Raw genomic sequence first — 15,581 nt, forward strand, 5'->3', positions numbered from 1 at the left:
ATATCTGGCCGGGTCAGGGTATCCTGCGGCTCTGGCGGAAATGCGCATAGCGTTTCAGCAGATCGTCGATGAGCTGGTCTTGCGTAAATCCGGTCACGTCCCGCGGCTGGTTGCCGTCCGAACTGTGCGCCATTGCGCGAAAATGGCGCTGCCTGGGGTCCGTTTTCGATGATTGCGGGCGTTCCAGCCAGACAAAGCTTGGCGTAAGGAAACTGCGCGAGCGCACCGTGTAGCGGAAGGCACCGCTGTCGCCGTGCGGGATTGTCAGTTCGAGCCGGTCGGTCTCCTGCACGACGTCCGGCGCGAAGCCGCTGTTTCGCATCTGGCACGCCACCGCTTCGAGAGCTGGCTTGGCAGTCGCGTTGATGAAGCCAGCAATCTCGTCGGCGCTGAAATGCTGGGTCAGCGAGGCCAGCCGCTGCTGCCAGTTCAGCTCGGGATCGGGGCCGGCGGCTATTGTGCCAGAAAGATCAATGGCCGACCCGGTGGTTTCTGTCTGCAGCGCGCGCAACAGGCCGAAGCAAATGAAGATCATGATCACCGCAAACGGCAGCGCGCTGGCAATGGCTGCGGTCTGCAGCGCCTGCAGTCCGCCTGCAAGCAGCAGCACGCCAGCGATCGTGCCAGCGCTCACCGCCCAGAATATCCGCTGCCACACCGGCGGATTCTCGGCGCCGCCTGTGGTGATCATGTCCATGACCAGCGCTCCGGAATCCGCCGATGTCACAAAAAAGGTGATCACCAGCAGGGTCGCGATGAAGGACGTGATCGTGCCGAACGGAAGCGCCGCCAGAGTCTCGAACAGCGCTACGGGAAGATTGGCAAGCGCGGTCTCGGCAATCGGCGCGACACCGGCCATGTCCAGCGCGATCGCGGTGTTGCCGAACACCGTCATCCACAGGAAGCTGAACAGCACCGGCACCAGCAACACCCCGCTGATGAACTCGCGGATGGTCCGCCCCCGCGAAATCCTGGCGATGAACATGCCCACGAAAGGCGACCAGGCGATCCACCATCCCCAATAGAACAGCGTCCAGTCGCCAAGCCAGGGGTTGGGCTCATAGGCATAGAGGCGGAAGGTTCGCTGGACGAGCGAGTCGAGATAGGCACCGATGTTCTGCAGATAGGCATCGAGCAGGAGTACCGTGGGCCCCGCGACCAGAACGAAGCCGAGCAGCCCGACAGCCAGCACGATGTTCAGTTCCGACAGGCGCTTGACCCCCTTGTCGAGACCCAGAAACACCGAAAGCGTCGCGCACGCAGTGATGGCAGCGATCAGCAGCAACTGGTTGTTGGCCGAGACGGGAACGTCGAACAGATAGTCGAGGCCCGCGTTGACCTGAAGAACGCCCAGACCGAGCGATGTCGCCACGCCGAACATTGTGCCGATGACCGCGAAGATATCGACGGCATGACCGATCGGTCCGTAGATGCGCTTCCCGATCAGCGGATAGAGCGGCGAGCGCAGAGCCAGCGGCAACCCCCTGCGGAACGAGAAATACGCCAGCGCCAGGCCGACAACGATGTAGATCGCCCAGGCGTGGACGCCCCAGTGCAGGAATGTCAGAACCATGGCCTGTCGCGCCGCGTCCACCGTCCCGCCTTCGCCGGTGGGGGGAGCGGCGTAATGCTGGATGGGTTCGGCCACGCCGAAAAACACCAGACCGATGCCCATCCCGGCGCTGAACAGCATCGCGAACCAGGAGACATAGCTGTATTCCGGTTCGCTCTCGTCCGGCCCGAGCCGGACATCGCCATGCCGGCTGAACAGGAGATAAATGACGAAGAACAGGAAGCCCGCGACCGCAGCAACGTAGAACCATCCGAAATCCGCCACGATCACGGCCTGCACGCGCGCAAACAGGCGCGCCGCAGGGTCGGCAAATGCCGCGCCCAGGATGGCGAACAGCAAGATGAGCCCGGCGGAGGTGAAAAATACCGGCGGATTGACCTGAATTCGCGCGCTCTTGGCCCTTGGCAAGGCTTCCTTCACGACGGGATCGGGCAAAACATCTTCCTGCTGGTACTTGATCTATGTTGTGAACGAAGCTGGCGTCGGTCGGTTGCGAACAGCGCGCGGTCCGCAGACATAGATCCTGTCTCCTGCCCTGTCGGCTCAGCGGCGCAGCCGGTGCGACTTACGGCGGGTCAGATTGAACAGCCATGCGTCCGGCCATTTCTTTTTTGCCCATTTTCCTATCGCTGATCCCAGAATATAAAAGAAGAACGGGACGAAGATGAGGACGGCATAGATCATCACCGCCTCGGTCCACGCCATGATGACCGAGCCTTCCAGGCTGATGGGAAACACACCCAGCAGATCCATCTCGACGGGTTCAGCAGGTTTGGGTGGGTCGCCAGCCGGGTCGCCCGCAGCGCTCTCCCCGATCCAGTAGATCATCTGGCCAGCACCGAAAATGCCCGTGCCGCCAAGCAGGATGTTGAGCTGTGTATCGCGGCGCGCTGCGTCGGCATCGGCTTTCAGCTGATGCCGACGGCCAAGATCGCTGGCATGGTCTTCAAGGCTGGCGATCGCCATCGCCAGGGCATTCTTCTTTCGTGTCGTGCCGCGCAGTTCCTCGAGCTTGGCAAAGACATCCCGCTCGGTGTCATAGCGGAACGGGTTGGCATAGCGGAAGCGCTCGAAATCGCGGTACTCTGCCAGCTTCACCTGATTGATGGCATATTCGGCTTTTTCGAAGTTGCTGTCGCCCGGAAACGTCTCCTGGTTTTCCAGAGCATTTCGAGCGCCTCTGGATGCGGTCTGGTCGTCGGCATGCGAGACGAGCTGTTCGATCCGCTCGATCCGCGCCATGCTCCGCTGTTCGTGTTCGCGTGCGAGAAATTCGTTGTGCAGCGTCAGCGCGTGGATCAAAAACGCATAGGGGCAGGTCCCGATATAGTCGTTGCCGGTTTCCAGGCTGCGGCTCTTGGGCACATAGGTCACCATCGCGCGGTGGTTGGCGTAGCGGACAAAGAACCGCTCGTCGGACTGTTCGTCGCTGTCAGGATAGATGGGATCGATGCTGTCGAGGATTTCCGAAGTGTCCTGATTCATGAAATCGATGATGTTCTGGTTAAACCCGGACAGGAACAGATAGTCGAGACAATCGGTGCGGCCGAGTTCGAACGCCGGGATATGCAATGGCTCGGGTGCGCCGAGCGGTACACCATGCGCGTCGACGGTGCGCATGGCAGTTCCCGCGCGAATGGCGTGGGCCATAGCTTGAACGTCGGGAAACAGATCGTCCGGCGAGGGACGGATATAGCCCAACTCGGGCCCGATCAGTGCCTCATAGTCCAGCGGATTAGCGACCCATTGCCAGTAGCTGGCATCGAGCTGAACCGCAGTGTTCGCCGTCTCGGCCTGCTTGACACGCTTGGCGAGCTCTTGCTGATACGGCGCGTAGCATTCCTCCCTGACCATCACTTTTCGCGCCATGCTGGCCTGTGTCAGAGGATCGACCGGCATCAGCCGTTTGAAAAAGCGCTCGTCGTCGAACAGGAACATGAACCGTGATTTGGGAACGGTAAGTTCTGGCACTTCGATGAACGGTACCTCCCGGATCAGAATTTTCTCGAAGTTTCCGGCAGGCCGGGGGCCGGTCTCCACCGCCAGCCGATCGAACAGGCGCTCGGCATCGTCCAGCATGCGCTGTTTGACGAAGGGCCAGAAGCGTTTCGGTGTGCCAGTCCCGTCGGTGACCGTCATGCCGTCGAGCGGACTGATGCCCGTCTGGCTGGCGAAGACCGATGTCGGGGTGCCGGGCGCGGCATGGCCCTGAGTGATCTCGAACTCTTTCGGCGCGGCTAGCTTTTGCAGGAGCGACAGGAAATAATAGGTCGACGGATCATAGCCGCGCCCATCGCCATCGGTTTCCAGCGAAGCGTAGTGATGGCTGAAGGCCAGATGGTAGCTGAGCGCGCCGTTGTTGTGCGCAAGCCAGAACCGGCGGAAGCGCACCGCGCGCTCTTCATCGAGACCGGGCGGGCTGGCGCAATAGGTGACGCCTTCAGTCGACCATTCGATCACGTCGGGCATCTTGAATATCAGCTTTTCGCTGTCCCGGATCTTCCTTTCCGCTGCGTTGCGGCGGGTCTTGGCATCTGCTTCCGGAAGGTCTGGCGCATCATCTGCAGCAAGCAGGTGCTCCTGCACCTCCCCCAGCACTTCGCGGTCCGCGATATCGTTGAACAGCGGATCGATGGCGTTCCGAAGCAATATCGACGGAGGGTGGGCGCTTTGCACCCGTGCAAATTGCTTGTGCGTCACCCTTGTTTCAGGGTGACCGGTTACAGTGGCGACATCATCCGGTGAGATGTACATCGACAGGGTCCAGTACAGGGTGCCGGGACGGGCACTTTCGAAATCCTCGTCGGTATTCCAATCCCCGCGTAACGTCATGCTCGCCCCCGTTCCCTAGCGCGCCGCCCTTGCCAATGCGCGAAAACTGTTGAACTCGCCTGCTGGCCTGTCCGCCCGCATCCAGGCCAGCGCCGGCTCCATCGGCAACAGCGCCACGTCGTCACGGCGGCTGGCCAGCGCGGACAGTTGCTCGGTCGCCACCCCGCCGGGCGAGTCCTTGGCGCCTTTCAATACGGAAATCGCGAAAAAGCTTTGCAGATGGTCGTGCAGCAGCGCTGCGTCGACGCCGTCTCCGGGATACTCGATCGCGGCATAGATCAGCCCATCGTCCGCCTGCTGCGTGGACGACAGCGCGGGCTGGATGTAGGGGAAATCGACGACCCGCGCGCCGACGCGGGACCAGATCGCCAGCCGGTCGATCTGGTCCAGCCCGGAATGGGCCGTATCGGCGGCATATTCCTCCGCCGTCAGGCGCAATGGGTCGTTCTGTTCGATGAACACGGCCGGCATCGCGCCGTCTCGATCCAGTTCGAGCGCCATGAGGGCAAGGTGGCGGACGGCGTGCAATATTTTTCGCAGCATTCCCCGGCCGCGGGCTCGGGTTTCCACGTACACATAATTGAGCGCCATTGATGCCGGTGGCAGGGCTGCGCCATGGTGGATCGATGTCGCCAGAAAGTTTGCGCCGCCCAGCAGAGCACCCGCCTCATCCTCGAACACCGTCACAAGTTCGGAATGCGTGCGACCGAAGGCATGCCGGTACGCGGCGTTAAGCGCGAGACAGGCCTCAAACCCGGCTAGCTCCTCGCGCTCGTCGGGAAGCACAAAGGCACGGTCATAGCCTGCAAAGAACCTCTCGAGCACCGGAGATGCGGGGTCATCCGACGCCAACGCACGTACGCCATCGGAAAGCTCGAGTGTGATCAGCCGATTTATACCGTTGCCAGTCATGCGCCAACAGTGTCACGGCGCTAGGGTCGCCGCAAGATGCCCCGTGCTGTCGCGCCGATCGGGACAGGCTTCGGCAATGATCGGGTCGGTCGGGTCGTCGGAGCGAAAAGCCCGCTCGATGTCACTCCGCAGGCTGCAGGCTGTCTGGCCCCGGGCCCTGCCGGACCTGCGCAGCGGCGATCCGCCCCCTGACCGCCCAGACCAGCATCGCGATCGCCAGACCTGCTGCGATCACCGTCACGGCGATGCCGGAGCTCGACACCGCATAGGCTCCGTAGCGCAGCAGATACACCGCAATCGCGCAGCCCAAGGCAAGGCCGAGCATGAGCTTGCCAGTCAGCACGGTCCGCGCTTTGCCCAGGCGGCTCGCCCCGGCGAGCAAGGCAGCAAGACCGAGCCAGAACACCGCCACCAGAGCGATGCCCTCCATGCCGAGCAGTGCCGCGACCAGCGCGACCGCGAGCATCCCCGGCGTGCCCCAGACGAGGCCGGTCCATACCGCCGCCAGCCTGGGCGCGGGCCTGCCGTTGGTCTCGCGCTTGGCGAAATAGATGCTGAGGCCGCTGGCGACGATAGTGCACAAGGCGGTGCCAAACACGAGATACGCCAGCTTGACGATTAGCCCGCCCCAATTGCCGAAATGGACATTGTAGACCGCGCCGGTGACCTGCTGGCCGACCGTGCCATCGGAGATCCCGACATTGCCCTTGAACTCGCCTGAGGCGGTGAAATTGTAGTAATCGCCGAAGATCAGCCGATCGGGGTGCTCGGCGATGACATTGATGTGCTGCCCGGCAGTGCCGGGATCGTGCAGGATGACATAGGTGACATTGAGATCCGGATATTCGCGCGCCATGTAGGCCAAAGGTCCGGCGATATCGGCGGGCTCGGCCTTGCCTGCCGCCATCTCGGGTTCGCCGCCGAACACCGGCGCGAACAGGGCTTCGGTATCGTTGTCGAACCCGGCGGCGGCGATCGCGAACGCCAGAACCGTTGCCAGGCCAAGGATCGAACCGGTCAGCGCATTCGAAAAGTGGAACGGCAGCGTCCAGACGCCGAGCCGGTTGTGCAAATCGACGGTGGTTAGGCGCCCCGCCTTGCGGCGGAACGTAAACGCGTCGCGGAAGATGCGCGGGTGCGCGAGCAGACCCGAGAACGACAGCGCGATCAGCATGGCGCCGAGCGCCCCGACCACGGTGAGTCCGAGGATCTGCGGCATGTGCAGATAATAATGCAGATCGAGCAGAAACTGCGTCCACGGAAATGTCTCGCGTGATGCGATCGATCCGTCGGAATTGGCGAAGAACGCCTGGGTGTCGGTGGTGATGACGGTGCGTGGCAGGTCATCCTGCGGAAAGTTGATGTACAGGTGCGTGGTCGGCTTGGCTTCGCTCCTGAACACCGCCAGCGCGGCGCGCTCGGCGGCCTCGGGCGCGATCGAGGTCATCTCCGGCGCATCGGGTCGCTCCCAGCGCTGGAACTCGTGATTGAACACCGAAAGCGTGCCCGTCACCGCGAGGATATAGATCAGCCCGCCGAAGATCACCGCGATCAGGCTATGCGCTTCGAGCGCCTTGGCGACCCTGACCGCCGACTTCTTTACGTTCGTCTCGGCCATATCAGGTCACCTGCATGCTGCTGAAAATGATCACGCTCGACAGCGCGAGCACCCCTGTCAGGACCGTGGCTCTGGTGCGGATGCTGCTGGAATAGCCGATATACGTGGCGAGCCCGGCCCAGGCCAACGGAAATGCAAACATCGTCAGCGACAGGTTGGCGGTGTGCTCCATGCCCAGCGCGCGGTTGCCCATGAACAAGGCGGTGCATGCGGCCACCGACGCGGCCAGCCCGAAAATCACGATCGCCAGAATGCTGGCAACGTTCGCCGCTGCCGAATGCCGGACACGGGTTTGCGTATCGGCCATGCCATTGCGCACCCGCGCTTGGCGACGCTGCTTGACCGGCGTCCGCATCGCAGCCACGAAAATGGCGAGCATGGCCATGATGGTGATGGAAATCAGGCCAAGCGCCGGCCCCTTGTCGACGCCACTGGTGCGGCCCCACACGAGAACCGACCCGAGCAGCAACGCCCAGCCCAGGCCGATCAGGCCCCAATGGCGCTGCTTGGCCTGCCACGCGCGGTGAAGCGCGAATAGGCCCGCAGCGGAAAGAACCAGCCCTGACAGCTGCCAAAGCACCATTGCCTACCTTCCCTAGAACCGGAACGCCACGGTGCCCAGGATTGTGCGCTGTTCGCCCGGGAAACAGTCGCCGCGCGAAAGGCAGGTGGCAAAGTATTGCTTGTCCGCGAGGTTGCGCACGTTGAGCGATGCCTCGATGCCGCTGGTGAAGCGATAGGCGAGCAGCGCGTCGAACACCGTGTAGCCATCGGTCACGATGCGGTTTGGCGTCGCGGCAAAGCCGTTGGAAGCGGGAAAGGCGGTGCCGTTGCTTTCGTTCTGGCTGGCATAGCGCACACCCGCGCCAATCCTCAGGCCATCAAGCGGGCCGGCGGACGGAACCCACATGGTCCACAGCGAAGCGGTCGTGTCGGGCAGGCTGGGGCGGGGCAGGCTGACACCGTCGGCGTTGACCTCCTTGGCATCCTGGTGCCGGAAGTCGAAGTCGAACGAGATATCGCCCAGCCGAACCAATGCTTCGACCTCGACACCTTCGGCCTCGATCGTCAGCCCAGGCTGGGTCTGCCCGGTGGTGACGAACTCGACGAGATTGTTCTCCTCGAGCTTGTAATAGGCGACCGAAAAATAGCTCGATCCGCCCGGCGGCTGATACTTGAAGCCGACCTCGAGCTGTTCGCCGCGGCGGGGCAGCAGCGGTGTCGCGGTAAGCGCATCGGTTCCCACGGTGGCGCGGAAGGATTCAGCGTAGCTGATATAGGGGTTGAGGCCGATCGAGGTCTTGTACAGCGCGCCCGCCGTGATCGGGTACTCCTCGTCCTTCTGGTCGTTGGCCGCATCGCGCGAATTGACCGACGAATAGCGGACACCAAGATCAAGGATCAGATTGCCGATGCTCATACGGTCGATCAGGTACAGGTCGGTCGATTCGGTCTGGTTCTCGGTCAGGAAGCGCGCAGCATCGAACTGGGCTGCGGTCGGGAAGCCGGACATGTCGTAGACCGGCCTGAAGACGTTGAACGTCGTCGGCAGATTGAAGAATGCCTGGTTCTCGAAGGTGTCGACATCCTGATAGCTGACCCCGGCGAGCACCTCGTGCCGGACCGGGCCGGTTTCGAAATTCGCGCGCAAACGGGTGTCGAAGGCAAACTGTGTCGAACCGGCAGGCCCGCCAAAAACGCTGCGCCCGATGATCGTTCCGTCGGGCTGGACGCGCGGCACGCCGTCACCCAGAAACGCGGGCCAGGCCTGCAGATAGATCGCCTCGTTGTCGCGGTAGCGCGCGGTCCCCTCGAAACTCAGGGCGTCGCTGAAACGGTGGGTGAGGAACAGCGTTCCGGTCAGCGATTGGGTATCATAGCGGTTGAAGCCCGGATCCCCCAGATAGGTGGAATTGTCGATGCCCTTGGCCGGCGCACCGGCGCAGAAACCGGGATCGGAAAAGGTGACCTGGCTCGACTGGCACGCGGTCACGTACAGCGGCAGAAACTGCGAATCAGTATCACCTTTACGGTCTGTATAGTTGAACAACGCCGTCACCGCGGTGCGGCCGTTGTCGTAGGTCAGCGATGGCGCGATGACGATCGCGTCGTCGTTGACGAAATCGATCTCGGAGCCGCTGTCGCGCACGATGGCCACCAAGCGGCCGGTCAGGGTGCCGTCGCCGCTCAGGTCGAAACCGTAATCGAGCGAGGCCTGATAGCGGTCGAAATTGCCCGCGGTGAAGACCATCTCCTTGCCCAATTTGTCGCGCCCGGCGATCTTCGAGACGGTGCTGACGATGCCGCCCGGTGCCGCCTGACCATAGAGCACCGATGCCGGCCCCTTGAGCACTTCGACCTGTTCAAGCGTGTAGATATCGACCCGGGCGTTGTTGTAGAAACCGAACTGGACCTGCAGGTTGTCCTGATATTCGGGCGCATCGAGGCCGCGGATCGTCGCGAAATCGCCCCGCGTGGAAAGCCCGAAGGCATTGCTGGTCACGCCGGCGGTATAATTGAGCGTGTTGCTCAGCGTGAGTGCGCCCCGGTCCTGAAACTCGCCCGACGTGACAACCGAAATGGAACGCGGCGTTTCTGCGATGGGAGCATCGGACTTGGTCGCCCCGAAGGTCGAGACCTGGCCGGTCACCACGATCTGTTCGTCGGACTCGTTGCCTTCAGCGTCGGAATCCTGCGCGTGTGCTGCCGTCGCGAGTGAGGACGATACGATAAGCGCTAATTTGAACGCGCGTTTTCCGAAACTGGACACTGGCTAACCCCCTGATGCTTCTATGGGTCCGCGTCTGCCGATAACGCTTATGAAAGTCAATCGCAATTAGACCGCCAGCGCGCCCGAAATGTTATCCGCGCGGTGTGAAGCCTCAGGGGTTTCGACAAGCTCGGGATTGACCACCGCACAGTGTCGGCAACCCGGCGGATATCTGGGCGTTGCGAGCATCAGTATTCCCTGCCGTGTCGGAGCTTACATGCGCGCGCTTCTTGTCCACAATGCCAATGCCGGAACCGATCCCATTCCCCGCAGCAAGATCGAAGCGGCCTTGCACGATGCAGGGATCGAGACGATCTATTGCGCGCATGGCGACGATGATCTTGGCGAGGCGATGCAGGCGCGGGTCGATCTGATCGTTGCGGCGGGCGGCGACGGCACTGTGGCCGACGTCATCTCGGGCCTTCAAGACATCACCCGGCCAGTGGCCATCCTGCCGTTGGGGGGATCAAACAACATCGCGCACGCGCTGGGGGTTGACGGACCGTGGCATGACCTTCCCGGACGCTGGTCGCTTGACGCCTGGACGCGCCTGGATCGCTGCGAGGCAGATGGCCCCTGGGGCTGCAAGCCGTTTCTCGAAGCCCTGGGGGCCGGGGTGCTCACCGACTCGTTCGAGGACGCCGACGAGGAACCCGCCAGTCCCGCCGAAAAGCGCGCCAATGGCCGCGCCGCCTTCGAGGCGGCGGTGGCGCGGGCCGAGCCGTTCCACTGCGTTGTCGCTGCCGAGGACTGGCAGTGGGAGGGCGAATGCCTGATGGTCGAGGCGATGAACATCGGCCTGGTCGGCTCGCGCCTCGCGTTGGCGCACAGTGCGGTCCCCGATGACGGTCTGCTCGATGTCGTCATCATCACGCCCGAGCAACGCGACGACCTGTTGCGCTGGATGAAGCGACCCGACGACTTTCCGTGCCCGATCCCGCCGCGCAAGGCGGCCTCGGTCCGCATCACGGTGCACGAACGACCCTTCCGGATCGATGACCGTTCACCCAATGGGGAAACGACCGGCATTGCCGATGTCCGCATGTGCCCGACCTGGGTGAAGGTCCTCACCGCCAAGGAACAGCCATGACCCCTGACCGCCTCCCATTGCCCGATGCGGCGTTGATCTCGGAAATCGAGAGCCTCGCGGTGGAACTCGCCCAGCTTGGCGGCAGCGAAATCCGTGCCGCACTGGGGGGCATGCTGCGCATCAAGTACAAGGGCGCCGAGGACGATGCGACGCAGGTCAAGGATCCGGTCTCGGACATCGACGACCGCGTCGAAACGATGATCCGGGCGCGATTGGGCGAGTGCTTTCCCGCGCATGACATCATCGGCGAAGAGATCGATCACCGCCCCAGCCTGGGGCATGAATTCCTCTGGGCTGTCGACCCGATCGACGGCACCGCCAATTTCATCAACGGCTTTCCCCTGTTCGCGTCATCCGTCGGCGTGCTCTATCGCGGACAGCCGTTGGCAGGAGCGGTCTGGTGCAGCACGAGCCATACGCTGGAATCGGGCGTGTATCACGCCGCGTCCGGTGGTCCGCTGCGCTTCAATGGCGTCCCCGTGGCCACCGCGCCCAATCCCGGGATCCGGCGGCGGCTGGGCGGCGAACCCTTTGCAAGCCGGGGCGCCCCGCACGGCTGGGACGGACGCAAGACCGGCTCTGCTGCGATCGAATGCGCGTTCGTGGCTGCGGGGATATTGGAAATTGCGTGGTTCGAGCGGCCCAATATCTGGGACGTGGCAGGAGGCCTGGCGCTGGTGCACGCAGCGCAAGGCGACGTTCTTGAGCATAATGCAGACGGCTGGCAGCCATTTCCCGGTTTCAGCGACGGCAGCGCCGACCCCGGGCGATGGACGGCGCCTATCGCAATAGGGGAAGCGTCCACCTTGGCGCGGTTTGCCGAGCGCTCGCCGATCTGACCGGACCCGCCCGAAACCGGCCACGCACCAGGATCATCGCCGCCCGCTCAGCGCGCTAGATGTCTTCGCGCAAATCGAGACCGCGGGTCCCGTGATGGGGCGTGTCCGCAGGTGCGTGCGGCAGATCCATCTCGGGCGGCTCGGGGGCTTCGAGCATGCCCTCCCATTTGGTGATGACGCTGGTCGCGACCGCGTTGCCCACCACGTTGGTCGCGGTGCGGCCCATGTCGAGAAACTGGTCGATCGCCAGGATGATCGCAACGCCCTCGACCGGAAGCCCGAACTGGGCCAGCGTGCCGGTGATCACCACCAGGCTGGCCCTGGGAACAGCGGCGATCCCCTTCGAGCTGATCATCAGCGTCAGCAGGATCAAAATCTGGGTGCTGATCGACAGATCGATCCCATAAGCCTGCGCGATGAAGATCGTCGCAAAGCTCATGTACATCATCGATCCGTCGAGGTTGAAGCTATAGCCCAGCGGCAGCATGAAACCCGATATCCGGCGCGGCACGCCGAAGCGGTCAAGCTGCTCGAACATCTTGGGCAATGCCGCTTCGGACGAGGCGGTCGAGAACGCGATCAACAGCGGCTCGCGAATGTAGCGGATGAGCTTCCAGATTTCCTGTCTGAGAAAGACCCAGCCGAAGGTCAGCAGGACGATCCACAGCAGCAGCAACGACACATAGAACTCGACCAGCAATTCAAAATAGGTCGCAAGGATCGCAAGGCCGCTCGAGGCCACCACATTGGCGATGGCTCCGAACACGGCAAACGGTGCAAAGCGCATCACATAGCCCGTGATCTGCAGCATCATCTCGGCCAGAGCCTCAGCACCGCGCACCAGCGGAGCGCCTTTTTCCCCGATCGCCGACAAGGCGACGCCCGCAAAGATGGAAAACACCAGGATCTGCAAGATGTTGTTGGTGGCCAGCGCTTCGAGCGCATTCTTCGGGAAAATGGAGAGGGTGAATTGCCAGGGATCGAGCTTCTTCACGTCGCCGACCATCCGCGCCGCGTCAGCGGCATCGGGAATGGGAGCGCCGACACCGGGCTGGAACAGATTGACCATCAAAAGGCCAAGGCCGATCGAGATGAAGCTGGCCGTGATGAACCAGGTGAGTGCCCGCACCCCGATGCGCCCAAGCGCGCTGCTGTCACCCATATGGGCGATGCCGACCACGATCGTCGAAAGCACCAGCGGAGCGACCAGCAGCTTGATCAAGTTCAGGAAGATATCGGACAGCAGCCTGAAGCTGTTGGTGGTGGATACGAACCACGGGTCATCGGCCGGCAAAGCCAGATGGACACCGTATCCCACCAGCACTCCGAGCATCATGCCCGCGAAAATATACCACGTAAGCTTGCGGTCCACGCCGGTGCCCCCTCATGTTTGGACGGTGTCCTACCGGGCGCGTTGAATTGCGCAAGTGCGCATCGTGCAGAGCAGGCGACGATTCGATGTTGACCTGCGCCCGTTGGGGCTGCCGCCGTGGCGCTGACCGGGCCGTCTAGGCCGCGAGCGGCGAGCCGGTGCGGCAAAGGGCGATGAAGTCGCGCTGGGGCGCGGGCTTTCCGACCAGCCATCCCTGAACATAATCGCAACCGGCCTCGCGCAGGAAATCGAGGCATCCCTGATCTTCGACCCCTTCTGCCACCACGCGGATGCCCAGCCGATGCGCAAGCTCGATCGTCGATCGCACGAGGACGGCGTCATCGGCGTTGACGTGCACGTTCTGGACGAACATCCGGTCGATCTTGAGCTCGGCGATCGGCAGTTCCCTCAAGTAGCTCAGCGTCGACTGGCCGGTGCCATAGTCATCCATCGAGATCGTGATGCCGCGCGCCCGGTACGCCTCCAGCGCGGTGCGGGCGATCCCGATATCCGACATCGCAGCGGATTCGGTCACCTCGAAGATCAGCGACCCGACCGATCGGGCATGGCTTTCCAGCATGATGTCGAGCGCGCGATTGAAGCGCGCATCGCTCAGCAGCTTGGCGGACAGGTTCACGGCCACCGAAACGCCGTCAAGGCGGGCGATGGTGTCGAGCGCGGCGCGCGTGACCATCAGCGTCAGCCGGTCGATGCGGTCGTGGCGCTCGGCGAGCGGGATGAACACATCGGGGCCGATTCGGCCGTGCACGGGGTGTACCCAGCGGACCAGCGCCTCGGCGCTTTCGACCCGGTTGCTGGCCAGTGCCAACTTTGGCTGGTAGTGCACTTCGATCTCGTTGCGATCGATCGCGTCGTCGAGTTCGCCCATCAGCGACAGCGTGTCATAGGCCGAAACGTCCGCGGAATGGCTGGCGCTGTTCCAGAACACGCCCTGCTCGAGCGCCTTGCTTGCAGCGGCCGCCGCAGCGTCGATCGTGTCGGACACTGCGCCCACCGCATCGCTGCCGGATACGCCAAGGGCAACGCGAACGTCGATCCTGCGGCCATCGATTTCGACAGGATGCAGCAGCAGTGCGCGCAGCCGGTCGGCCATGTCCTGCTGCATTTCGTCGTGCGCGATCCAGGCGATGACTCGCTCGTCGATCCTGTAGATCACGGCATCCACCGCGGGCGCCACGCGCTCGGCGATGCGCGCGACGAACGCGCCCATCCGCGCCGATCCCAATGTCGCGGCAATTTCATCATAGCGATCGATCACGCCGGCAACCGTCACGCGGCCCGGTGCGCGGTCGCACAGCGCGCGGCGATTGGGCAAGCCGCTGTCCGCGTCGATGCGTGCCGCTGCGCGGCGGTCGTCCAGCGTGATCAGGATCGCCCGGGGAATCGCAGCAGCGCCGATGGCGACCATGGCTGGCACCAATGCACCGGTGATGCTCCAAAGGTCCTCGAGCAGCGTCATCGCGGCCAGCCCGCTGACCGTCGCGACGGCCGCGCGCAGGGCGATCTGGCGCAGCCGTGTCGCGCCTGTAACCCACCACGCCGCGAGCAGGCCGAACGCCAATGGGATGATGCCGGGCAGCCGCACGGGTAGCCCTTGGCGAAGCGTCTCGGTCGCGAGCGCCTGGATCACCACGCCGGGGATTACGCCATAACGCGGCACCGCATAGCGATCGCCCAGTTCGACAGAGGTGGCGCCAACGATCACGTCCTTGCCGGCCAGCGCGGCTGCGGCACCACCCCGGCTCACGTCGATGAAGCTGTGGCGGGGTATCGAGGCGGGGTCGATCGAGAAATCGATCGGGAAATCGGCAAAGGCACTGCCGGCATGCCCGGCGAGCATCGCGGACAGCGAAGGGCGCGGGGTGTCGCGCGTGATGATGCCCAACGGCGCGCTGCGCACATAGCCGTCACTGTCGGGCAGAATGCTGACCGCACCCAGAAAGCTGTGCTCGCGCAACGGCGCGATGGGAAGCGTTTCGATGACCTCGCGGTTTGCCGTGTTGCCGACTTGGCGGAAGGTCGGCAGAATCACCCCGCCGCCGGCGCTGGCCAGCGCCTGCTCGAGCATCCCGTCCTGCACGGGCGTCGATCTGCTGGAAAAATCGACGTCGAACGCGACCGTTCTCGCGCCGGCCTTGGTCAGGGCATCGACAAGCCGGGCGTGCTCGCCGCGCGGCCAGGGCCAGCTGTCGATCATCCGCAGGCTTTTCGCATCGATCTCGACGATGTGCAGCTCGCCGCTGGCTGGTTGATGACGCAGGCTGTCCCGGAACGATCGGAGGCCATGCTCCAGCAGGCCCATGCTCGAGAACAAGGCAAACATGCCGACCGCGACGGCGATCGCCAGGATCGTCCACCGTTCGCCGCGCGTCAGCGAGCCTGCACGGATGGCGCCGACCGACATGTGTCAGGTTGCCAGCAACGGCGACGCGTCAGTCATCATCCCGACCACGTCCGCCACCGCCTCTGCCGCCACCCCTGTCATCATCGTCATCATCGTCGTCATCATCGTCGTCATCATCGTCGTCATCATCGTCGTCATCATCGTCGTCAT

Annotated in this window: 10 protein-coding genes; 2 read left to right on the forward strand and 8 right to left on the reverse strand. The window is 63.4% G+C overall.

Features of this window, described 5'->3' with window-relative positions:
• Positions 1 to 13 precede the first annotated feature (13 nt).
• The 6 genes from QUV11_RS13785 to QUV11_RS13810 form a co-directional block, all read right to left on the reverse strand.
• Positions 14 to 2,008 (reverse strand): BCCT family transporter, encoded by a 1,995-nt coding sequence (locus QUV11_RS13785; protein ID WP_300883467.1) that lies wholly within the window; start codon positions 2,006 to 2,008, stop codon positions 14 to 16.
• A 108-nt stretch (positions 2,009 to 2,116) separates the two neighbouring features.
• Positions 2,117 to 4,405 (reverse strand): hypothetical protein, encoded by a 2,289-nt coding sequence (locus QUV11_RS13790; protein ID WP_300883468.1) that lies wholly within the window; start codon positions 4,403 to 4,405, stop codon positions 2,117 to 2,119.
• 15 nt (positions 4,406 to 4,420) lie between these two features.
• Complete coding sequence (locus tag QUV11_RS13795) at positions 4,421 to 5,317, reverse strand: hypothetical protein (RefSeq protein WP_300883469.1); 897 nt, start codon at positions 5,315 to 5,317, stop codon at positions 4,421 to 4,423.
• A 121-nt stretch (positions 5,318 to 5,438) separates the two neighbouring features.
• A complete protein-coding gene (locus tag QUV11_RS13800; RefSeq protein ID WP_300883470.1) occupies positions 5,439 to 6,935 on the reverse strand; it encodes a PepSY domain-containing protein in 1,497 nt (498 codons plus the stop codon).
• Position 6,936: 1 nt separating this feature from the next.
• Entirely contained in the window at positions 6,937 to 7,518 is a 582-nt protein-coding gene (locus tag QUV11_RS13805; RefSeq protein WP_300883471.1) for a hypothetical protein, read from the reverse strand.
• 12 nt (positions 7,519 to 7,530) lie between these two features.
• Complete coding sequence (locus QUV11_RS13810; protein WP_300883472.1) at positions 7,531 to 9,705, reverse strand: TonB-dependent siderophore receptor; 2,175 nt, start codon at positions 9,703 to 9,705, stop codon at positions 7,531 to 7,533.
• A gap of 217 nt (positions 9,706 to 9,922) precedes the next feature.
• Here QUV11_RS13810 and QUV11_RS13815 point away from each other — a divergent pair, with 217 nt between their 5' ends.
• Together QUV11_RS13815 and QUV11_RS13820 are read left to right on the forward strand one after the other, a co-directional pair.
• The gene (locus QUV11_RS13815) at positions 9,923 to 10,795 is read left to right on the forward strand and encodes a diacylglycerol kinase family protein (protein WP_300883473.1); all 873 of its coding nucleotides are present in this window, start codon (positions 9,923 to 9,925) and stop codon (positions 10,793 to 10,795) included.
• Complete coding sequence (locus tag QUV11_RS13820) at positions 10,792 to 11,634, forward strand: inositol monophosphatase (protein WP_300883474.1); 843 nt, start codon at positions 10,792 to 10,794, stop codon at positions 11,632 to 11,634. Before QUV11_RS13815 ends, QUV11_RS13820 begins: the two co-directional genes overlap by 4 nt.
• 55 nt (positions 11,635 to 11,689) lie before the next feature.
• On the opposite strand, the gene QUV11_RS13825 is transcribed toward QUV11_RS13820, so the two are convergent.
• Positions 11,690 to 13,006, reverse strand: a complete 1,317-nt coding sequence (locus QUV11_RS13825; protein ID WP_300883475.1) for a dicarboxylate/amino acid:cation symporter — start codon at positions 13,004 to 13,006, stop codon at positions 11,690 to 11,692.
• A 136-nt stretch (positions 13,007 to 13,142) separates the two neighbouring features.
• A complete protein-coding gene (locus QUV11_RS13830) occupies positions 13,143 to 15,431 on the reverse strand; it encodes an EAL domain-containing protein (protein WP_300883476.1) in 2,289 nt (762 codons plus the stop codon).
• Positions 15,432 to 15,581: the final 150 nt, after the last annotated feature.

This window comes from Blastomonas sp., assembly GCF_030373265.1.
Taxonomy (GTDB): domain Bacteria; phylum Pseudomonadota; class Alphaproteobacteria; order Sphingomonadales; family Sphingomonadaceae; genus Blastomonas.